12 protein-coding genes are annotated in these 21,334 nt (G+C 62.8%); 10 read left to right on the top strand and 2 right to left on the bottom strand.

From position 1 onward, the window contains the following. Positions 1-10 precede the first annotated feature (10 nt). Positions 11-1,222, bottom strand: coding sequence for an acetyl-CoA C-acetyltransferase (locus QRN45_RS15500; protein WP_284763884.1), 1,212 nt, complete (start codon positions 1,220-1,222; stop codon positions 11-13). A 397-nt stretch (positions 1,223-1,619) separates the two neighbouring features. Between QRN45_RS15500 and rpoB the strand changes: the two genes are divergently transcribed. From rpoB to QRN45_RS15460, 8 genes are all read left to right on the top strand, one after another. Then, positions 1,620-5,126, top strand: a complete 3,507-nt coding sequence (gene rpoB / locus QRN45_RS15495) for a DNA-directed RNA polymerase subunit beta (RefSeq protein ID WP_078108119.1) — start codon at positions 1,620-1,622, stop codon at positions 5,124-5,126. A 103-nt stretch (positions 5,127-5,229) separates the two neighbouring features. After that, on the top strand, positions 5,230-9,129 hold the full coding sequence (locus tag QRN45_RS15490) for a DNA-directed RNA polymerase subunit beta' (RefSeq protein ID WP_078108087.1): 3,900 nt from the start codon (positions 5,230-5,232) through the stop codon (positions 9,127-9,129). Positions 9,130-9,579: 450 nt separating this feature from the next. Continuing rightward, positions 9,580-9,954, top strand: a complete 375-nt coding sequence (rpsL, locus tag QRN45_RS15485; protein ID WP_009358312.1) for a 30S ribosomal protein S12 — start codon at positions 9,580-9,582, stop codon at positions 9,952-9,954. A gap of 1 nt (position 9,955) precedes the next feature. Continuing rightward, positions 9,956-10,426, top strand: a complete 471-nt coding sequence (rpsG, locus tag QRN45_RS15480) for a 30S ribosomal protein S7 (protein ID WP_059387355.1) — start codon at positions 9,956-9,958, stop codon at positions 10,424-10,426. Positions 10,427-10,494: 68 nt separating this feature from the next. Further along, positions 10,495-12,609, top strand: a complete 2,115-nt coding sequence (gene fusA, locus QRN45_RS15475; protein WP_078108088.1) for an elongation factor G — start codon at positions 10,495-10,497, stop codon at positions 12,607-12,609. Between the two features lie 236 nt (positions 12,610-12,845). After that, entirely contained in the window at positions 12,846-14,036 is a 1,191-nt protein-coding gene (tuf, locus tag QRN45_RS15470; protein ID WP_028265109.1) for an elongation factor Tu, read from the top strand. A gap of 196 nt (positions 14,037-14,232) precedes the next feature. Then, positions 14,233-18,351, top strand: a complete 4,119-nt coding sequence (locus QRN45_RS15465) for a hypothetical protein (RefSeq protein WP_284763883.1) — start codon at positions 14,233-14,235, stop codon at positions 18,349-18,351. Positions 18,352-18,379: 28 nt separating this feature from the next. Then, positions 18,380-18,505 carry a hypothetical protein gene (locus tag QRN45_RS15460; RefSeq protein ID WP_264636749.1) on the top strand — a complete coding sequence of 42 codons (126 nt, stop codon included), beginning with the start codon at positions 18,380-18,382 and terminating at the stop codon, positions 18,503-18,505. 33 nt (positions 18,506-18,538) lie between these two features. Here the strand turns inward: QRN45_RS15460 and QRN45_RS15455 are convergent, their stop codons facing one another. Further along, positions 18,539-19,966: a GH1 family beta-glucosidase gene (locus QRN45_RS15455; protein ID WP_241707092.1), complete on the bottom strand. Its 1,428-nt coding sequence runs from the start codon at positions 19,964-19,966 to the stop codon at positions 18,539-18,541. A 389-nt stretch (positions 19,967-20,355) separates the two neighbouring features. On the opposite strand from QRN45_RS15455, the gene rpsJ reads away from it, so the two are divergent. Together rpsJ and rplC are read left to right on the top strand one after the other, a co-directional pair. Beyond that, complete coding sequence (rpsJ, locus tag QRN45_RS15450; RefSeq protein WP_003803825.1) at positions 20,356-20,664, top strand: 30S ribosomal protein S10; 309 nt, start codon at positions 20,356-20,358, stop codon at positions 20,662-20,664. Positions 20,665-20,682: 18 nt separating this feature from the next. Further along, positions 20,683-21,333: a 50S ribosomal protein L3 gene (rplC, locus tag QRN45_RS15445; protein WP_078108091.1), complete on the top strand. Its 651-nt coding sequence runs from the start codon at positions 20,683-20,685 to the stop codon at positions 21,331-21,333. Position 21,334: the final 1 nt, after the last annotated feature.

The following is a 21,334-nucleotide window of genomic DNA, read 5'->3' as shown; positions in this document are numbered from 1 at the left end:
CACCGAATAACTAGTCGCGGTAGAGAAGCAGGGCTTCGCCCTGGCCGCCGCCACCACAAAGTGCCACCGCCGCTTTGCCCGTGCCGCGGCGCTTCAACTCGTGGGCCGCATGAAGGGCAAGCCGCGCTCCTGAGGCCCCAATCGGGTGCCCGATCGCAATTGCACCGCCATGGATATTGCACTTCTCCAAGGGATAGTCCAGATCCTTCAAGGACTGCACCGCCACCGAACCGAAGGCTTCGTTGATCTCGATGAAGTCGAGGTCGGCCGTTGTCCACCCCGCCCGGTCCAGCGCATGCCGTATCGCGTTGGAAGGCTGCGAATGCAGGCTGTTGTCAGGTCCCGCTACTTGGCCGGGTTTCCCGACGACGGCAAGGTATTCCAGGCCGTTCTCTTCGGCGAAGCGCCGGCTCGTGAGCACGAGTGCGGAGGCGCCGTCGGACAGGGGAGAGGAGTTGCCCGCGGTGATGGTTCCGTCGGTCGCAAAGGCGCCCTTCAAAGGGGCGAGGGTCTCGAGCGTGGTCTGGGGACGGACGCCTTCGTCGCTTGTCAGCACCAAGGGTTCCCCCTTGCGCTGCTTGACGCTGATGGGCGTGATCTCGCCGTCGAACACTCCTTGCCCGGCAGCCGCGGCCGCACGCTGGTGCGAAGCGGCGGCCACTTCATCCTGGGACCGGCGGTCGATGCCGAGCGAGAGGTTCTTGATTTCGGTGGAGAGGCCCATGGACTGTCCGTCGAACGCGTCCGTGAGGCCGTCATGGGCCGCGACGTCGAGTGCCTGGATCGCGCCGTAGCTCCACCCTTGCCTCGAACCGGGCAGCAGGTGGGGCGCGCGGCTCATCGATTCCTGGCCGCCGGCAACCACGACGGCGGCGTCGCCGCTGCGGATCATGCGAGCGGCATCGATCACGGCAGTGAGTCCGGAGAGGCATACCTTGTTGATGGTCACCGCCGGGATGTTCCAGCCGATTCCGGCGGCGATGGCGCTTTGCCGCGCCGGGTTCTGGCCGGCGCCGGCCTGCAGGACCTGCCCCATAATCACTGCGTCCACTTGGTCCGCGGTGAGTCCGCTTGCCGCAATGGCGCCTGAAATGGCGTGAGCACCGAGCTCGACGGCGGTGAACCCGGCCAGTTGCCCGTTCAACCGTCCCTGTGGGGTGCGGCTGGCGGAAAGGATGACAACGTCGCTGTTGTTGTCCGCTGTTTCTGAGGGGGTGCTCATTTTCTCTCTTCCGATCAAAGGTGGTGAGCCTAGGTTACCGTGGGGTACATCACCTCTCCATTCAACGATGGAGCCCGGGACAACATTCCACCCACCCTGCCCGCATAGGTGCCTGCAGCAACGGTGCTTGCATTCAGGCGAGATGTGGGGTAGACAGGTGGGTTGATTTGCCGTATTGTGGATATTTGCGTCTTCCCTGTTAACCTTCAGCCTTCATATAGCGGTGGGCTTTACCTCTCAGCTGCGCCATCGACGTGCCGTTTAGAACGAGCATGGTCTTGGCCAGCGGGGGTCCCGGGTCATATAGCGGAACCGGAAAGGTACACTGCGGATTCAATCTGCAGGGTGCAAGCGGGGGAGATCTGAAAACGCCTGAAGGTCTGTGGAAGGATCCCTCTTGGTCGCCTCGAGCACCTCTAATAACGAAACCGCTAATACGGCAAGCACCGATGGTGCAACTCGCCGGCTCTCATTCGCAAAGATTCACGAACCGCTGGACGTTCCGAATCTGCTTGCACTGCAGACAGACAGCTTTGACTGGCTGGTCGGAAACGAACGCTGGCAGTCGCGGGTTGCAAAGGCCGTCGAGGAAGGCGACCTGAGCGTCGCCACCACCTCTGGACTTGCCGACATCTTCGAAGAGATCTCCCCCATCGAGGACTTCCAGGGCACTATGTCCCTGAGCTTCTCCGAGCCGGAGTTCGCTGATCCGAAGTACACCATGGCCGAATGCAAAGACCGTGACGCCACTTACTCGGCACCGCTGTATGTCAAGGCCGAGTTCATGAACAACAACACGGGTGAAATCAAGCAGCAGACCGTGTTCATGGGCGATTTCCCTCTCATGACCGAGAAGGGAACGTTCGTTGTCAACGGCACCGAGCGTGTCGTCGTCTCCCAGCTGGTCCGTTCGCCGGGCGCCTACTTTGAGCGCACCGCCGACAAGACCAGTGACAAGGACATCTTCACTGCAAAGATCATCCCGTCCCGCGGTGCATGGTTCGAGCTCGAAATCGACAAGCGCGACCAGGTCGGCGTCCGCCTCGACCGCAAGCGCAAGCAGTCGGTCACCGTTCTGCTGAAGGCCCTTGGCTGGACCGAAGGCCAGATCCTCGAAGAGTTCGGCCAGTACGACTCCATGCGCGCAACGCTGGAGAAGGACGCTACCGAAACCCGCGAAGACGCCCTGCTGGACATCTACCGCAAGCTGCGTCCGGGCGAGCCGCCCACCGTCGAGGCTGCCCAGTCCCTGCTGGACAACCTGTACTTCAATGCCAAGCGCTACGACCTGGCGAAGGTTGGCCGTTACAAGATCAACCGCAAGCTCGGCATTGACCGCTCCCTTGGCGACAAGGAAGCTTCGGTCCTGCACGTTGAAGACATCGTGGCCATGATCAAGTTCCTCGTCGCGCTTCACGCCGGCGAGAAGACCCTCATGGGCAAGCGCGATGGCGAAGACCACGAGCTCCGCGTCGAGATCGATGACATCGACCACTTCGGCAACCGTCGCATCCGCGCCGTCGGCGAACTGATCGAAAACCAGGTCCGCACCGGCCTGTCCCGCATGGAGCGCGTCGTCCGCGAACGCATGACCACGCAGGACGTCGAAGCGATCACGCCGCAGACCCTGATCAACATCCGCCCCGTCGTGGCAGCCATCAAGGAGTTCTTCGGAACCTCCCAGCTGTCGCAGTTCATGGACCAGAACAACCCGTTGTCTGGTCTGACCCACAAGCGCCGCCTGTCGGCCCTTGGCCCGGGTGGTCTGTCCCGTGACCGCGCAGGCATGGAAGTTCGAGACGTTCACCCGTCCCACTACGGACGTATGTGCCCCATCGAAACTCCTGAAGGCCCGAACATCGGTCTGATCGGTTCGCTGGCTTCCTACGGCCGCATCAACCCGTTCGGTTTCATCGAGACTCCGTACCGCCTGGTGTCCGAGGGCGTTGTTTCCGATGAGGTCCAGTACCTCACCGCCGACGACGAAGCAGAGGTCCTGATTGCGCAGGCCAACGCGCCTCTGGATGCAGACAAGAAGTTCGCGGAAGAAACCGTGCTCGTCCGTGCCCGTGGTGGTGGAGGCGAGCCCGTCCTGGTTCCGGCCGGCGAAGTCCAGTTCATGGACGTTTCCCCGCGCCAGATGGTGTCCGTAGCTACCGCTCTGATTCCGTTCCTTGAGCATGACGATGCAAACCGCGCACTCATGGGTGCCAACATGCAGCGCCAGGCTGTGCCGCTGGTCCGTTCCGAGGCCCCGTTCGTGGGTACCGGCATGGAGCGCGCCGCCGCCGTCGACGCCGGTGACGTTGTCATCGCGAAGAAGGCCGGTGTCGTCAACGAAGTTTCCGCTGACCTCGTCACCATGCTCAACGACGACGGCACGGAAACCAGCTACCGCATCAACAAGTTCGCGCGTTCAAACCAGGGCAACTGCTACAACCACCGTGTCCTGGTCAACGAAGGCCAGCGCCTCGAAGTCGGCGGCATCATCGCTGACGGCCCGGCAACGGACCAGGGTGAACTCGCCCTCGGCAAGAACCTCCTCGTGGCATTCATGTCCTGGGAAGGCCACAACTTCGAGGACGCCATCATCCTGTCGCAGCGCATCGTCGCTGAGGACGTTCTTTCTTCCATCCACATCGAGGAGCACGAGATCGATGCCCGCGACACCAAGCTTGGTGCCGAGGAAATCACCCGTGACATCCCCAACGTGTCCGAGGAAGTCCTCGCAGGACTGGACGAGCGCGGCATCATCCACATCGGTGCCGAGGTTGAAGCCGGCGACATCCTGGTCGGAAAGGTCACCCCGAAGGGTGAAACCGAACTGACTCCGGAAGAGCGCCTCCTCCGTGCGATCTTCGGCGAGAAGTCCCGCGAAGTGCGTGACACCTCCCTGAAGGTTCCCCACGGTGAGTCCGGCACGGTCATCGGCGTGCGCGTCTTCGACCGCGACAACGACGACGAGCTGCCCCCTGGCGTCAACCAGCTGGTCCGCGTCTACGTTGCTGCCAAGCGCAAGATCACCGACGGCGACAAGCTCGCCGGCCGCCACGGTAACAAGGGTGTCATTTCCAAGATCCTCCCGATCGAAGACATGCCGTTCCTTGCCGACGGTACGCCGGTGGACATCGTCCTGAACCCGCTGGGTGTTCCGGGCCGCATGAACGTCGGCCAGGTGCTTGAAACGCACCTCGGTTGGGTTGCGAAGACCGGTTGGAAGATCGAAGGCGAGCCGGAGTGGGTCAAGAACCTCCCGAACCTGCCTCGCGAATCCGGCCAGACGACCGTTGCCACCCCGGTGTTCGACGGTGCACGCGAAGAGGAAATCACAGGTCTGCTGGATTCCACCAACGTGACCCGCGACGGCGACCGCCTGATCGACTCCTCCGGCAAGACCCGTCTGTTCGACGGCCGCTCCGGCGAGCCGTTCCCGGACCCGATCTCCGTGGGCTACATGTACATCCTGAAGCTCCACCACCTGGTGGACGACAAGATCCACGCGCGCTCCACCGGCCCGTACTCCATGATCACGCAGCAGCCGCTGGGTGGTAAGGCACAGTTCGGTGGCCAGCGCTTCGGTGAAATGGAAGTGTGGGCGCTCGAAGCATACGGCGCTGCCTACACCCTCCAGGAACTGCTGACGATCAAGTCGGACGATATCCACGGCCGTGTGAAGGTCTACGAAGCCATCGTCAAGGGCGAGAACATCCCCGAGCCTGGCGTTCCGGAATCCTTCAAGGTCTTGATCAAGGAAATGCAGTCGCTGTGCCTGAACGTGGAAGTCCTTTCCACGGACGGTACGACGATCGAAATGCGTGACTCTGATGACGCAGTCTTTACGGCTGCGGAAGAACTGGGCATTGATCTGTCTCGCGCAGAGCCCAGCTCCGTAGAAGAGGTCTAAACAGCAGCTCTGGCTGGCGGTGCAGACCGCCAGCCAAGGCAGCTGCCTCTTTCCGTAAACCCAAGACTTCAGAATTTAGAGAACAAGAGAGAACAGGGACCATATGTCCAGCGAATCCTCCTTCGGCCTCATGCAGATCGGCCTCGCCACCGCGGAAGACATCCGCGGCTGGTCTTACGGTGAGGTCAAGAAGCCGGAAACCATCAACTACCGCACGCTCAAGCCCGAGAAGGACGGCCTCTTCTGCGAGAAGATCTTCGGCCCGTCCCGGGACTGGGAGTGCTACTGCGGCAAGTACAAGCGCGTGCGCTTCAAGGGCATCATCTGCGAGCGTTGTGGCGTTGAAGTCACTCGCGCCAAGGTGCGCCGCGAGCGCATGGGCCACATCGAGCTGGCCGCTCCCGTCACGCACATCTGGTACTTCAAGGGTGTTCCGTCCCGTTTGGGCTACCTCCTTGACCTGGCACCGAAGGACCTCGAAAAGGTCATCTACTTCGCTGCCTACATGATCACGAGCGTCGACACCGAGAGCCGCCACGCGGAACTGCCGAACCTCCAGGTGGAGCACGACCTCGAGAAGAAGCAGCTCGTCGACAACCGCGACAGCGACATCGCCACGATTGCCCGCGACCTTGAGGACGAGCTTGCCCGCCTCGAGGGTGAAGGCGCCAAGGCTGCGGACAAGAAGAAGGCCCGCGATTCCGCGGACCGCCAGATGGCCAACGTCCGCAAGCGCGCGGATGCTGAGATCGAGCGCCTCGAGCAGGTCTGGGACCGTTTCAAGAACCTCAAGGTCGCCGACCTCGAAGGTGACGAAGGCCTGTACCGCGAACTGCGCGACCGCTACGGCATGTACTTCGAAGGCTCCATGGGTGCCGAAGCCATCAAGAAGCGTCTTGAGAACTTCGACATGCAGGCAGAGTCGGAGTCCCTGCGCGACACCATCCAGAACGGCAAGGGCCAGCGCAAGACCCGTGCCCTCAAGCGCCTGAAGGTTGTCAACGCATTCCTGACCACCAACAACAGCCCGCTTGGCATGGTGCTGGACGCCGTCCCGGTGATCCCGCCGGAACTGCGCCCGATGGTCCAGCTGGACGGTGGCCGCTTCGCGACCTCCGACCTCAACGACCTCTACCGCCGTGTGATCAACCGCAACAACCGACTCAAGCGACTGCTTGACCTCGGTGCTCCGGAGATCATCGTCAACAACGAGAAGCGCATGCTTCAGGAAGCTGTTGACAGCCTCTTCGACAACGGCCGCCGCGGCCGTCCCGTCACGGGTCCGGGCAACCGTCCGCTGAAGTCCCTGAGCGACATGCTCAAGGGCAAGCAGGGCCGTTTCCGCCAGAACCTGCTCGGCAAGCGCGTCGACTACTCCGGCCGTTCGGTCATCGTCGTCGGCCCGCAGCTGAAGCTGCACCAGTGTGGTCTGCCCAAGCAGATGGCCCTGGAGCTCTTCAAGCCGTTCGTGATGAAGCGACTGGTTGACCTCAACCACGCCCAGAACATCAAGTCGGCAAAGCGCATGGTCGAGCGTTACCGCCCGCAGGTCTGGGACGTGCTGGAAGAGATCATCACCGAACACCCGGTGCTGCTCAACCGTGCACCTACCCTGCACCGCCTCGGCATCCAGGCATTCGAGCCGCAGCTTGTTGAAGGCAAGGCTATCCAGCTTCACCCGCTGGTTTGTGGCGCCTTCAACGCCGACTTCGACGGCGACCAGATGGCAGTCCACCTGCCGCTGAGCCCCGAAGCGCAGGCTGAAGCCCGCATCCTGATGCTGTCCTCCAACAACATCTTGAAGCCGTCCGATGGCCGTCCGGTGACCCTGCCTTCGCAGGACATGATCATCGGTCTGTACCACCTGACCACCAAGCGCGTTGGTTCCGCAGGCGAAGGCCGTATCTTCTCCTCGGTTTCGGAAGCCATCATGGCCTACGACTCCCGCGAGCTGCACCTGAACTCCCAGGTCAAGATCCGCCTTGAGGGCTTTGTCCCTTACGCGGGCTGGGAAGCTCCGGAAGGTTGGGAGCCGGGTCAGACCGCACTGGTCCAGACCTCCCTCGGCCAGGTTCTCTTCAACGAGACCCTGCCGGAGGACTACCCGTGGGTTGAGGCTGTCGCAGACAAGGGCGAGCTTTCCCGGATCGTCAACGACCTCGCAGAGCGCTACCCGAAGGTTGTCACGGCCGCAACGCTGGACAACCTGAAGGATGCCGGTTTCTACTGGGCAACCCGCTCGGGCGTCACCGTGGCAATCTCCGACATCGAGGTGCCTACCTCCAAGCCGGCCATCCTGGCCGGTTACGAGACCATGGCTGCCAAGATCCAGGGCCAGTACGACAAGGGCCTGATCGACGACGACGAGCGTCGCCAGGAACTGATCGAGATCTGGAACAAGGCCACCAACGAAATCGCCCAGGCGATGCGTGACAGCCTGTCCCCGATGAACACCATCAACCGCATGGTGTCCTCCGGTGCACGTGGTAACTGGATGCAGGTCCGCCAGATCGCGGGTATCCGTGGTCTTGTGGCCAACCCGAAGGGTGAGATCATCCCGCGTCCGATCAAGTCCTCGTACCGCGAGGGCCTGTCGGTGCTGGAATACTTCATCGCCACGCACGGTGCCCGTAAGGGCCTGGCCGACACCGCGCTGCGTACCGCCAACTCGGGTTACCTGACCCGTCGTCTGGTGGACGTTTCGCAGGACGTCATCGTCCGTGAAGAGGACTGTGGCACCGAGCGTGGTCTCATGACCGCGATCGCCGTGCCGGACTCCAACGGCGAGCTGGTCCTTGACGAGAACGTCGAGAACAGCGCCTACGCACGTACCCTCGCCGTCGACGTCGTCGACTCCAAGGGTGCGGTGCTGGCAGCTGCCGGCACCGACTGCGGCGACGTCGTCATTGCCGAGCTGCTCGCAGCCGGCATCACCGAGGTCAAGGTCCGTTCCGTGCTCACGTGTGAGTCCAAGGTCGGTACCTGTGCGCTCTGCTACGGCCGTTCGCTGGCCACCGGCAAGACCGTGGACATCGGAGAGGCCGTCGGCATCATCGCCGCACAGTCCATCGGTGAACCCGGTACCCAGCTGACCATGCGTACGTTCCACACCGGTGGTGCTGTTTCTGCCAGCGGTGGCGACGATATCACCCAGGGTCTGCCCCGTATCCAGGAGCTCTTTGAAGCCCGTACTCCGAAGGGTGTCGCACCGATTGCTGAAGCAGCCGGCCGCATCGCCATCGAAGAGTCCGAGCGCCAGATGCGCCTCATCATCACCCCGGACGATGGTTCCGAGGAGATCGCCTACCCGGTGCTGCGCCGTTCCCGCCTCCTCATCGAGGATGGCGAGCACGTCAGCGTCGGCCAGAAGCTGATCAACGGTCCTGTGGACCCGAAGCAGGTTCTGCGCATCATGGGTCCGCGTGCCGCCCAGAAGTTCCTGGTGGACGAGGTCCAGGGCGTTTACCGCAGCCAGGGCATCGGCATCCACGACAAGCACGTGGAAGTCATCGTCCGTCAGATGCTGCGCCGCGTGACCGTCATCGAATCCGGCGACTCGGATCTGCTTCCGGGTGAGCTCGCTGAGCGCAGCCGCTTCGAGGACGAGAACCGTCGCGTGGTGTCCGAGGGCCGTACCCCGGCTTCCGGTCGTCCGGAACTGATGGGTATCACCAAGGCATCTCTGGCAACCGAGTCCTGGCTGTCGGCTGCTTCCTTCCAGGAGACCACCCGCGTTCTGACGCAGGCGGCCATGGAAGGCAAGAGCGACCCGCTGCTTGGCCTCAAGGAGAACGTCATCATCGGTAAGCTCATCCCTGCCGGTACGGGCCTGCCCCGTTACACCGAGGTCACCGTGGAGCCGACTGAAGAAGCAAAGGCAAGCCTGTTCACGGGCCCCAGCGCCTTCACCGACTTCTCGTACGACGCCCTGGGCGGCGACGGAGCTCCCGAGTTCCACGCCATCCCGCTGGATGACTACGATCTCGGCAACGACTTCCGCTGACGCCGATCAGGGCGGCCCCTTTCGTGTCGCGTTCCGCGCCACGTAGGGACCCTGCCGCCCTGCTCTTAGTGTGCAAGTCAAGGTAAGGACCCCGTACTCAGCGAGTGCGGGGTCCTTCCCGTTTGGCGCCCGACGACGGCGGGCGGCACCCGCCGTCGTGGTTCGCTCCTTTACACCCGATTAAGGCTCTAGATCAAGCCATGCTAGAATTTTGGTAATTGTTCTGTGTGGCAGTGGATGAAGGCCGCCGCAGCATCATTTCGGTTTTGTTCTCATGATGCTGGGTGGAGCCTGTTTCCGGGTTGCGGGCTACGTGCGCAACGAATGCCGCACTTTTGCACGCCCACCGGGTCTTCGGGCCAGGGCCGCATGGACAACGCCAAAGCTCTCACGCAAACACAGGCCAACGCCTGGGCGCGGAGCAGAGATCAACCAACGGAGAACACGAAAGTGCCTACGATTAACCAGCTGGTCCGCAAGGGCCGCACGCCGAAGGTCTCCAAGACCAAGGCTCCCGCGCTTAAGGGCAGCCCGATGCGCCGCGGTGTTTGCACCCGCGTTTACACGACCACCCCGAAGAAGCCGAACTCGGCTCTCCGTAAGGTTGCACGTGTGCGCCTCAACGGTGGCGTTGAAGTTACCGCCTACATCCCCGGTGTTGGCCACAACCTCCAGGAGCACTCCATCGTGCTGGTCCGTGGTGGTCGTGTGAAGGACCTCCCGGGTGTCCGTTACAAGATCGTCCGTGGTGCCCTCGATACCCAGGGTGTCAAGAACCGCAAGCAGGCCCGCAGCCGCTACGGCGCAAAGATGGAGAAGAAGTAATATGCCTCGCAAGGGTCCGGCCCCGAAGCGGCCGCTAGTTTCCGATCCCGTTTACGGTTCCCCGTTGGTCACCCAGCTGATCAACAAGGTTCTGATCGACGGCAAGAAGTCCACCGCAGAGCGCATCGTTTACGGCGCACTCGAAGGTGCACGCGCCAAGTCCGGTGGCGACCCCGTCGCCGCCCTCAAGAAGGCAATGGACAACGTCAAGCCTTCCCTCGAAGTTCGCTCCCGCCGTGTCGGTGGCGCAACCTACCAGGTTCCCGTTGAGGTCAAGCCGGGCCGCTCCACCGCCCTCGCTCTCCGCTGGCTGGTCGGCTACTCCAAGGCCCGCCGCGAGAAGACGATGACCGAGCGCCTCCAGAACGAAATCCTGGATGCGTCCAACGGTCTCGGTGCCGCTGTGAAGCGTCGCGAAGACACCCACAAGATGGCCGAGTCGAACAAGGCCTTCGCACACTACCGCTGGTAAAACTTCCCGTACGCCGCCGGCTCCTTGAGCTGGCGGCGAACGTGTAGTCCATCCGAAAGGGAGACACCGTGGCACAGGACGTGCTTACCGACCTTAGCAAGGTCCGCAACATCGGCATCATGGCCCACATCGATGCCGGCAAGACCACCACCACCGAGCGCATCCTGTTCTACACGGGTGTGAACCACAAGATCGGCGAAACGCACGACGGCGCTTCGACGACCGACTGGATGGAACAGGAAAAGGAACGCGGCATCACCATCACGTCTGCCGCCGTGACCTGCTTCTGGGACAAGAACCAGATCAACATCATCGACACCCCGGGCCACGTGGACTTCACGGTCGAGGTCGAGCGCTCGCTGCGCGTCCTCGACGGCGCCGTTGCTGTCTTCGATGGCAAGGAAGGCGTTGAGCCGCAGTCCGAGACTGTTTGGCGCCAGGCCGACAAGTACAACGTGCCGCGTATCTGCTTCGTCAACAAGATGGACAAGCTCGGCGCTGACTTCTACTTCACCGTAGACACCATCATCAGCCGCCTCGGCGCCAAGCCGCTGGTTCTCCAGCTGCCGATCGGTTCAGAGAACGACTTCATCGGCGTCGTGGATCTCCTTGAGATGCGCGCACTGGTGTGGCCGGGCGATGCCAAGGGTGACGTCACCATGGGTGCCAAGTACGAGGTCCAGGAGATCCCCGCCGATCTCCAGGCCAAGGCTGAGGAATACCGTGCACAGCTCGTTGAGACTGTTGCGGAGGCTTCCGAAGAACTCATGGAGAAGTACCTCGACGGTGAAGAACTCACTGTCGAGGAGCTCAAGGCCGGCATCCGCAAGATGACCATCAACTCCGAGCTCTACCCGGTTCTCTGTGGTTCTGCGTTCAAGAACCGCGGCGTACAGCCGATGCTGGATGCTGTTGTCGACTTCCTGCCGAACCCGCTCGACGTCCCGCCCATGGTCGGTCACGACCCGCGCGACGAAGAGAAGGAGCTCACCCGCAAGCCTTCCGCCGAAGAGCCGTTCTCGGCCCTGGCGTTCAAGATTGCGGCGCACCCCTTCTTCGGCCAGCTCACCTTCATCCGCGTGTACTCCGGTCACGTGGAAGCAGGCGCCCAGGTGGTCAACTCCACCAAGGGCAAGAAGGAGCGCATCGGCAAGCTGTTCCAGATGCACGCCAACAAGGAAATGCCTGTTGAAGGCGCTACCGCTGGCCACATCTACGCAGCGATCGGTCTGAAGGACACCACCACGGGCGACACCCTGTGCGACGCGAACAACCAGATCGTCCTCGAGTCCATGAGCTTCCCGGAGCCCGTGATCTCGGTTGCCATCGAGCCGAACACCAAGGGTGACCAGGAGAAGCTCTCCACGGCCATCCAGAAGCTCTCCGCTGAGGACCCGACCTTCCAGGTCTCCCTCAACGAGGACACCGGCCAGACCATCATCGCCGGCATGGGCGAGCTCCACCTGGACATCCTGGTGGACCGCATGCGCCGCGAATTCAAGGTCGAGGCAAACGTCGGCAAGCCGCAGGTTGCCTACCGCGAAACCATCAAGCGCGCTGTAGAGCGTCACGACTACACGCACAAGAAGCAGACCGGTGGTTCGGGTCAGTTCGCAAAGATCCAGATCGCCATCGAGCCGATGGACACCGCCGACGGCGAGCTCTACGCGTTCGAGAACAAGGTCACCGGTGGCCGCGTGCCCCGCGAGTACATCCCGTCCGTTGACGCGGGCATCCAGGATGCACTCAACGACGGCGTTCTGGCCGGCTACCCGGTTGTCGGCATCAAGGCCACGCTGATTGACGGCGCGTACCACGATGTTGACTCCTCGGAAATGGCGTTCAAGATCGCCGGCCGTATGGCTTTCAAGGAAGCCGCACGCAAGGCGAACCCGGTTCTGCTCGAACCGCTGATGGATGTTGAGGTCCGCACCCCTGAGGAATACATGGGTGAAGTTATCGGTGACCTGAACTCCCGCCGTGGCCAGATGCAGTCCATGGAAGATGCCGCTGGCGTCAAGGTGATCCGTGCGCACGTTCCGCTGTCCGGCATGTTCGGCTACATCGGTGACCTGCGTTCGAAGACCCAGGGCCGCGCTGTGTACTCCATGACGTTCAACAGCTACGCCGAGGTCCCGAAGGCAGTTGCCGACGAGATCATCCAGAAGACCCGCGGCGAGTAATCACCGACGGATAAACCAGGATGCTGGCCCGTTCCCGGGAAAGCATTCAGTGCAGGCGCCGGGCTGTAGCCCAGGCCGCAGTCCGGCTCCTGCGCGAACAGACTCCAGGTACCGGCATTGGTCCCTGAATCTGCAATTTCACCAAATCCAAAGCCCCCAAGTAGACTTGCTGGAGTTTCTGCCGCGAAAAGCGCGGCCGAGAAGCAACTCACTTGAAATCGTTCTAGGAGGAACCTGTGGCAAAGGCAAAGTTCGAGCGGACTAAGCCGCACGTCAACATCGGCACCATTGGTCACGTTGACCACGGTAAGACGACGCTGACTGCCGCCATTTCCAAGGTGCTGTACGACAAGTACCCCACTCTCAACGAGCAGCGCGACTTCGCGTCGATTGACTCTGCTCCGGAAGAGCGCCAGCGTGGTATTACCATCAACATCTCCCACGTTGAGTACCAGACCGAGAAGCGCCACTACGCACACGTAGACGCTCCGGGTCACGCTGACTACATCAAGAACATGATCACCGGTGCTGCCCAGATGGACGGTGCGATCCTCGTGGTTGCCGCCACTGACGGCCCGATGGCTCAGACCCGCGAGCACGTTCTGCTCGCCCGCCAGGTTGGTGTTCCCTACCTGCTGGTCGCGCTGAACAAGTCCGACATGGTTGACGACGAAGAGCTTCTCGACCTCGTTGAAATGGAAGTTCGTGAGCTGCTCAGCGCTCAGGGCTTCGACGGCGACGACGCTCCGGTTGTGCGTGTTTCCGGCCTCAAGGCACTCGAAGGCGACCCGGTTTGGGTCAAGTCCGTCGAGGACCTGATGGAAGCTGTCGACAACTCGGTTCCGGACCCCGTTCGTGACCGCGACAAGCCGTTCCTGATGCCGATCGAAGACGTCTTCACGATCACCGGCCGTGGCACCGTTGTTACGGGTCGCGCCGAGCGCGGTACCCTCGCGATCAACTCTGAAGTTGAAATCGTTGGTATCCGTCCGGTCCAGAAGACCACCGTTACCGGTATCGAGATGTTCCACAAGCAGCTCGACGAAGCATGGGCCGGCGAGAACTGTGGCCTCCTGCTCCGCGGTCTGAAGCGCGACGACGTCGAGCGTGGCCAGGTTGTCGTCAAGCCGGGTTCCATCACCCCGCACACCGACTTCGAGGCCAACGTCTACATCCTTTCCAAGGACGAAGGCGGACGTCACAACCCGTTCTACTCGAACTACCGCCCGCAGTTCTACTTCCGTACCACGGACGTAACCGGCGTTATCACCCTGCCGGAAGGCACGGAAATGGTTATGCCTGGCGACAACACTGAGATGACCGTTGAGCTCATCCAGCCGATCGCTATGGAAGAGGGCCTCGGCTTCGCAATCCGTGAAGGTGGCCGCACCGTTGGTTCGGGACGTGTCACCAAGATCCTCAAGTAGTTTCTACTTGTAGATCGGTGGAGCACCGGCCGCCTGGCGTCCGGTAGCAAAGCAAAAAAGAACCCTGTCACTATCGTGGCGGGGTTCTTTTTTGCTATCGTTCATCCATCGAATGGATTAATGGCGGATTGTGGATCCTTAACTTTGCGGATCCGCAGCCCGTGCCGCTTCGTCGCCCCTGGACAGGAGATCAGGAATGTCTGGCTTCTTCGGCACCATCCTCGTTCTGTTTGCTGTCTTCGTCACCTCATTGGTGTCCTACTCCGTAGGGAAATCGAAGGGGCGTTCGCTTTCCGAAAGGGCTGCACAGCGGGTGGTTGACGATTCCGCCGGGCAGTATCGCGCCGGCTATCTGGCCGGGCACCTGGCGGGGTGGCGCGACGCCGAGGCCCGCCGCACAGTTGCTCTTGTGGAACCACGGGATTTCCGCCCGCCGCATCCGGAGCGCAGCCAAACGTTCGCACCCGTCCCCGTTGAGCCCTTGCCCCCCATCCATTGGCAGTTGCCGCAGATACCGCAAGCTGCCCGGATCCCGCCAGATGCCCGGATCCCGCCAGAGGCCCAGATCCCGCAGCGTGCACAGATCTCGCCGGAGGCCCTGCGTGCGGAGCAAACGGCGCGGAAACAGAAGCGGGATCGGCAGAACATCAACGTCACGCTGTACGTGGCGAGCCTGCTGCTGGTCGCGGCTGCGGCCCTGTTCATCGGCACCAGCCTTCCGTCCGTCCTCCGATTCGCGGGCGTCTGGACCATCACGGCTGCCTTCTATGCGGCGGGTTTCATCCTCCATGCGAGGGCTCCCAGGCTTCGGCCCGCCGCGATCGCTTTCGCTGGCACGGGCCTTGCGTTGATCCCGGTGACCGGTCTGGCGATGTACAACTTCGCGTTGCATAACGGCGCGGCTGCCTGGCTGGTTACGTCCGTTGTCGGGACCGTGGCCTATGTAGTCGCCGCGGTGCGGCTCGACAACAGGGTCCTCGCCTTCCTGTCCTTGAGCTTCGTTGTCTCCGCGGCGTGGTCCGGCGTGTCCATGCTGGGCGGTGCGCTCGTCTGGTATTTCGCTTGCCTGATCGGATTCGCCGTACTCCTGACCCTGATCGCCATGCGCAAACCGCGCTGGCTGCCGCCGGTCTATGTCCGGCCATTGATGTCCCTCCACCCCTATGTCGTGCCGTTCGTTGCACTCGCAGCCACTTTCGTGCCCCAGCATCTGGGCAAGGGCGAGTACGCGATCATCATGATGGCGTCTGGCCTGTATTTCGCCGTGATGGCGGTCCATCCCCGGGGCGCGTTCCGGCTTCAACAGTTCTATGCCGCGAGGCTCTCATTCACCGTGGCCTTCCTCGTGTTCCTTTCAGACGCCGGGCTTGGGTTGCCTGAAGTGCTGCTGGCCGCCGTCGTGCTCCTTGCCCTGCAGTCGCTGTGGTCGGCATTCGACAGCGGTAGGCTCGTCGGTTGGTTCCCGTGGCCCGGCACAGCCCAGGCGATCCGGCGCTGTTGGATTGATGCCGTGGTGTGCTTTGGACTACAACTCGCGGCGGCTTTCATGGGGGCGTTCGCCATCCTGGTGCGGCATTCGGAGACCCCCGTGGGGACCCCGTTGTTCGCGACCCTTCTGTGCAGCCTGGTCCTGGCGTGGAAGCTGGGAGGCCAAGCCGAGTGGCTCCCTGTCGCCGCGATTGTGGTCGCTGCCCCGTTCGTCGATGAGCTGGGCGGTTGGCCGACGGCGGCACTGCTGGGCATCGTCGGCGGGTTCTGGCTGCTGCGGGCAAGTGGGCCAATGGAGCCCAAGCGCAGGCTCTTTGTGTTGGCAGGGCGCATTGCGCTCACTGTCTGCGTTCCGGCAGTGACCGCCGGGGTAGTGCCGGAGAGTGCCGGCCGTCATAGCGCCGTCGTGCTGGCCTTCCTTGTCGCGGTGACGTTCCAGTTGCTGCTGGAAGCCGTGCTGATCCGCTCGGGTGTCACGACGTTCGCGCCGAGCGCTTGCCTCGCAGCCTTCGCCGGAGCGGGAATGGCTGCGATTGCTTTGCTGCTTTTGCTGGAGCAAGCGCCTGACCAAGCCCTGACGAGAGCGGCCATTGTCATTCATGTCCTTGGTGTTGCGTTGCTTGGCTGGACGTTGTTCCCGCAGGCTTTGGACCTCCCCGTTGGGCGCAGGAGAGTGGCTGAGTCCATTGCGCCGGCAGCTATTGCCTGGGCAGGGGCGTTATCCTTCGGCGCAGTCTCCGTGGCGTTGGGAAACACGGTGTTGCTCGTTGCAGTGCTGTACTTCGGCATCCAGGCGCTCCGCCTTCCGCGTACCCTGCACCGCCGCGGCTATTGGTGGGCCGTCCGTGTGCTTGCCACCCTGCTCGCAGGCTCAGGCTATCTGCAGTTGCTGCGGGACGGCGGCGGACTGGTTCTGGCGGGGGAGGAGCTTCAGCTTGGGACCGTCGTCTTCGTTGCGTTGGCACTCCAACTGCTCCCGCCGCTTGTGGAAGCGGTCCGCGGCCCTGACCGGGGCCTCGCGACACTCGACGCAGCCGTGGTGCTGCCGTTCATGGCAGGCGCGGCCGCCGTCGTGAGCATTTCCGGGAGCTACTTCGACGGCTCCTCGGCCGGAAGCTGGCAGGCGGTGGCGGCCTCAATCATCCTGGCGGCCTCCGCGGTCGCGGCCGGGTTCATGCTGCGCGCAGAGGGCGCCTCCGCGGTCTTCGCGCCTTCGACGTTGGTGCTCCTGTTGCTGCTTCGCGGCGGGCACGTTCACGAGGTCGAGGCGTTCCTTGCCATCTTCGCAGTGTTCAGCGCCGTCATGGTGGCCACGGCTCCCGGGCGCACGGCGAAGGGCATCTACTTCATCGCCGCCAGGATCCTCACGGCCGCCGTTGCCGCAGTCTTGGCGCACGACGTCTCGGCCTCCGTCACAGTTGTGTCGCTGACTTTCGCAGGCGTCCTCGTGCTGCAGCACGTCATCCGCTGGCTCATGCGGAACCACTTGCAGCAGATTCCCTTCCAACAGGCGGCAGTCTGGGTGACCCTCGGCGCTCAGGCCGTGCTGCCGGCAACGTACCTCTTGTCCGTGGTTCAGCCGGAAGCCCACGACGGCGGCCGCTGGGTCCTGCTGCTCGAGCTGGCTGTCTTGGTGGTTTCCGCTTTCGTCGCGAACCTGATCTTCACTGCCCGCGGTGCTCAATATCTGGCCATTCCGGCGTCGATTGCGGTGCTGGTGTCAGCCGGACCAGAGGTGCGCTTTCCGTCCGGGACGTGGCTTGCCGAGCCGCTGCTCAAAGAGTCGGTGGTGCCCGTGGTGCTGCTCGCAATGTCACTCCTGGTGACTGGCGTACGGCTGCTGCTCCACCCGGGAGGCGGCGTCCCCGAGCGCTGGTTCTGGCTGGCGGCGGCGCTGGCTTTCTCAGGCGCCGGAGGGGTGCTGTCCGCCGAGGTGTCGGACACCACCATGGGAATGGCGGGACTGGTATTGGCACTAGTGTGCTTCCTGGCCTCCCACGTCGAGGGAATGCCCGGCTTCTACCCGCTTGCCTCCGCCTCGAGCCTGGTCGGTGCGACGGTCTTGGCCGATTCGGTCCTCGGTGGAGCTCCTGGCCTGGTCGGGGCTCAATGGGCGGACTTCCTGCCGTGGCTCGTGGGTTGCGCCGGGGCGGCGGGCCTGCTCTACGCGGCTCGCTGGTCGGGGATCCCGGGCGTGGGATCCCGGCCCGTGCGCCGGTGGTCGCTTGCGATCGTGGCTGGAGGGGGACTTGCCTTGTCCGCAGCCGCAGGCCTATCGCGTGATGACACGGCCCTCGCCGGAACCGGCCTGCTCTGCGCCGCACTGGCTGTGGCTTACCTTGAGGCAACCCGGGTCATCAGGTTCGCCGTCGCAGAGCTGGGCGCGGTGTTGGTGCTTGCGGCCGCCCAGCGGGCGCTTCTTTTCGTCCATGGCGCCAGGCCCGAGCTCTTTTGGGTGGTGCAGTGGTTTGCGGTCCTTGGTGGCGTTTTGGCAGGGGTGCGCTATTACGTGGGGAACGAAAAGGAGGGGCGCCTCAGGTTCGGGCTCGCCTCGGGCCTGTTGTCCCTCGGCGGCTTCCTTTCGATAGTCCCGGGCAGCGACTTTCCGGGCACTGTGCCACAGCAATTATGGGTCCTCATCGGGCATGCGGTGATACTGCTTGCCGGGCTGCTCCTCGCCGAGCGGATGTTCGTGTGGTGGGGTGCCGCGGGCGTTGCCCTGAGCGTGATGTGGGCCCTTCGTTCTTACGCTTTCGCGATGCTCGCGGTGATCGCCTTGGCATTGATTGCCCTCGCCGTCTGGCGCCTCAACAGGAGCGCACCCTGATAGCGTTGCCTCAAAGGAGGAACGCGGAATGGGAACGTTGATTTTTCTCGTCTTGGCGGTTGTCGTGGTAGCCGGGGTCCTGTGGGGAAGGAAATACTTCCGCCGCGAGATCGATCGCGCCAAGCGCATCAATCGGGCGAACAGGAAAGACTGATTTAACACGTTCGGTCCACAAAAGGGACGTGAATCAGCTCCGTCGCGCCTTGCTCAAGGACTGGTACCAGTAGTACGAGTCCTTGGGGGTTCTTTCGAGGGTATCGAAGTCCACGTGCACCAGCCCGAATCGTTGCGAATATCCGGCAGCCCATTCGAAGTTGTCCAGCAGTGTCCAGACGTAGTAGCCCAGAAGTTCGACGTCGTGGGCGATCCCGCCGGGGGCCGTGGCCCTCAAAGCCTGGCCAAGGTGCGAAGCAAGGTAGCTAATGCGATCGGCGTCGTGCACCGGGCCCGGGGTGTGGTCCGGTTCCGGGAAGCTCGCGCCGCTCTCCGTGATGAACAGGGGAGGCAAGGCTGCCCCATAGCGGTCCTTCAGCTCCCGCAGCAGGATTCCGAGGTGTTCGGGAGCCACAGGCCAACCGAATCCTGTCGTCTCGTATTCGGGAAACGCCGCCAGATGGAACGGCAGCTTGGCCATCATGTCCGAGTTACTGCCGGGCGGGCTTCCATCGCCGCGGCCCGAGGCTACCTTGACGGGGTAGTAGTAGTTCAGGCCATAGAAATCCAAGGGCTGGTGGATGGTCTTGAGATCCTCGTCGCGGACCTTGCCCAAGGCCCTGAACCAGGGCCTCACCTGGAGCGGCGGCTTCGGATAGCGCCCCAGGAGGATGGGATCGGCGTACACCCGGTTGAAGATGAGGTCGAAGGCCTTGGCCATGAGACCGTCGGCAAGCCGTTTGCTTGCTGGCCGGACCGGAGAGTGGACGTTGGCGACGCCGACAGATCCCGCCACGCCGGCGGCGCGCAGGGCCTGGACGGCGAGGCCGTGTCCGAGCAACTGGTGGTGGGCAGCCGGCAAGGCGTCGAAGAGCAGCCGCCTCCCGGGAGCGTGGACACCGAGCGCATATCCCTGCAACGCGACCGAGACAGGTTCGTTCAGGGTGACCCATTGCGCCACGCGGTCACCGAAGCGGTGCGCCGCCGCAGCAGAGTATTCGGCGAACCGTTCCGCCGTCGCCCGGTTCAGCCAGCCGCCGTCGTGCTCCAACGGCAGGGGAGTGTCCCAATGGAACAGCGTCACCATGGGGGAGATCCCGGCCTTCAGGAGCTTGTCGATCAGGCGGTCGTAGAAGTCCAGGCCCTGTTGGTTGATGGGTCCCTTGCCGCCGGGTTGGATCCGTGGCCAGGAGAGGGAGAAGCGGTAGGAATCCACGCCCAGGGCCTGCATGAGGGCAATGTCTTCGTCCGCCCGGTTGTAATGGTCGCAGGCGACGGCGGGTGAGTGACCGTCGACGATGGCGCCGGGCTTCTCGGCAAAGGCGTCCCAACTTGACGGTCCGCGTCCGTCCGCTGTGAGCGAGCCCTCGATCTGGAAAGCAGCAGCGGCGACACCTAAGACGAAATCCGGCCGGATGCGGCCTGCAAGATCCCCCACAGTGGCAGAATCCTGGACAGTCATGACCCAATCATCCCGAGCACGGGAGCCGATGGCAATGCTCCGCGGGGGCCCAATTGGCTTATGCCGGGGAATTCCGGCATACTAGGTGAGTTGTTCAAGCGCTTCTTCGTGTCCCGATCCGGATAATGCCGGGTGTCAGGGTCCAAGCTGAAGCCCAAACATAACCCAGATCCCCCAAGGAATTCGGACGATTTTGCGTGGAATGCGCGACACGCCCGACCGCGGGGGTCGGTTACACCGGCAAGTTGAGGAACCCGGATCCCTCCGGATTCAGCTTGTGCGGCGGGTGGTAGCACTGCTTCGAATGCTTCGGCAGCCACATGCAACACGTAAGTGAACAGGGCAGCCCTTATTCGAGGGCAGCACAGACTGAAAGAGAGTCAGGCGACATGGCGGGACAAAAAATCCGCATCCGGCTGAAGTCATATGACCACGAGGTCATTGATGTTTCAGCGCGGAAGATCGTTGAGACGGTCACGCGCGCAGGCGCAACGGTAGTGGGCCCCGTGCCGCTGCCGACGGAGAAGAACGTGTACTGCGTTATCCGCTCTCCCCACAAGTACAAGGACAGCCGCGAGCACTTTGAAATGCGTACTCACAAGCGTCTGATCGACATCATCGACCCCACGCCGAAGGCTGTTGACTCGCTTATGCGTCTCGACCTGCCGGCCGACGTGAACATCGAAATCAAGCTGTAGGGAGGTGCTGAGAAAACTATGACCGCAACCCGTAATGTAAAGGGCCTGCTGGGCACGAAGCTCGGCATGACCCAGGTCTGGGACGAGAACAACAAGCTCATCCCGGTAACTGTCGTCCAGGCTGACTCCAACGTCATCACCCAGCTGCGCAACGCAGACACTGATGGCTATGTCGCCGTTCAGATCGGCTACGGCCAGATCGATCCCCGCAAGGTCACCAAGCCGCTGGCTGGTCACTTTGAAAAGGCTGGCGTAACTCCTCGCCGCCACGTCGTCGAACTGCGCACTGCAGACGCCGCGTCTTACGAACTGGGCCAGGAGCTTTCTGTTGAGCTCTTCGAAGCCGGTCAGAAGATCGACGTCGTCGGCACCAGCAAGGGTAAGGGCTTCGCCGGTGTTATGAAGCGTCACGGCTTCCACGGTGTTGGAGCCTCCCACGGTGCGCACAAGAACCACCGCAAGCCCGGTTCCATCGGTGGCGCATCCACCCCGAGCCGCGTCTTCAAGGGTCTGAAAATGGCCGGTCGCATGGGCGCAGAACGTCACACCACGCTGAACCTCACGGTTCACGCTGTTGACGCCGAGAAGTCGCTGCTCCTTATCAAGGGTGCCGTCCCCGGCGCCCGCGGCCAGGTCGTCCTCGTACGCACCGCCGTGAAGGGAGCCTAGT

It is taken from the genome of Arthrobacter sp. efr-133-R2A-63 (assembly GCF_030209795.1).
Classification (GTDB): domain Bacteria; phylum Actinomycetota; class Actinomycetes; order Actinomycetales; family Micrococcaceae; genus Arthrobacter; species Arthrobacter bambusae_A.
Note: the sequence above shows the minus strand (reverse complement) of the source record. Positions and strands in the feature narration are given on the sequence as shown.

Coding starts and splice junctions, on each gene's coding strand:
- QRN45_RS15500 (WP_284763884.1), bottom strand. CDS start 1,222: ATGAGCACCCCCTCAGAAACAGCGGACAACAACAGCGACGTTGTCATC.
- QRN45_RS15490 (WP_078108087.1), top strand. CDS start 5,230: ATGTCCAGCGAATCCTCCTTCGGCCTCATGCAGATCGGCCTCGCCACC.
- rpsG (WP_059387355.1), top strand. CDS start 9,956: ATGCCTCGCAAGGGTCCGGCCCCGAAGCGGCCGCTAGTTTCCGATCCC.
- QRN45_RS15465 (WP_284763883.1), top strand. CDS start 14,233: ATGTCTGGCTTCTTCGGCACCATCCTCGTTCTGTTTGCTGTCTTCGTC.
- QRN45_RS15460 (WP_264636749.1), top strand. CDS start 18,380: ATGGGAACGTTGATTTTTCTCGTCTTGGCGGTTGTCGTGGTAGCCGGG.
- QRN45_RS15455 (WP_241707092.1), bottom strand. CDS start 19,966: ATGACTGTCCAGGATTCTGCCACTGTGGGGGATCTTGCAGGCCGCATC.
- rpsJ (WP_003803825.1), top strand. CDS start 20,356: ATGGCGGGACAAAAAATCCGCATCCGGCTGAAGTCATATGACCACGAG.
- rplC (WP_078108091.1), top strand. CDS start 20,683: ATGACCGCAACCCGTAATGTAAAGGGCCTGCTGGGCACGAAGCTCGGC.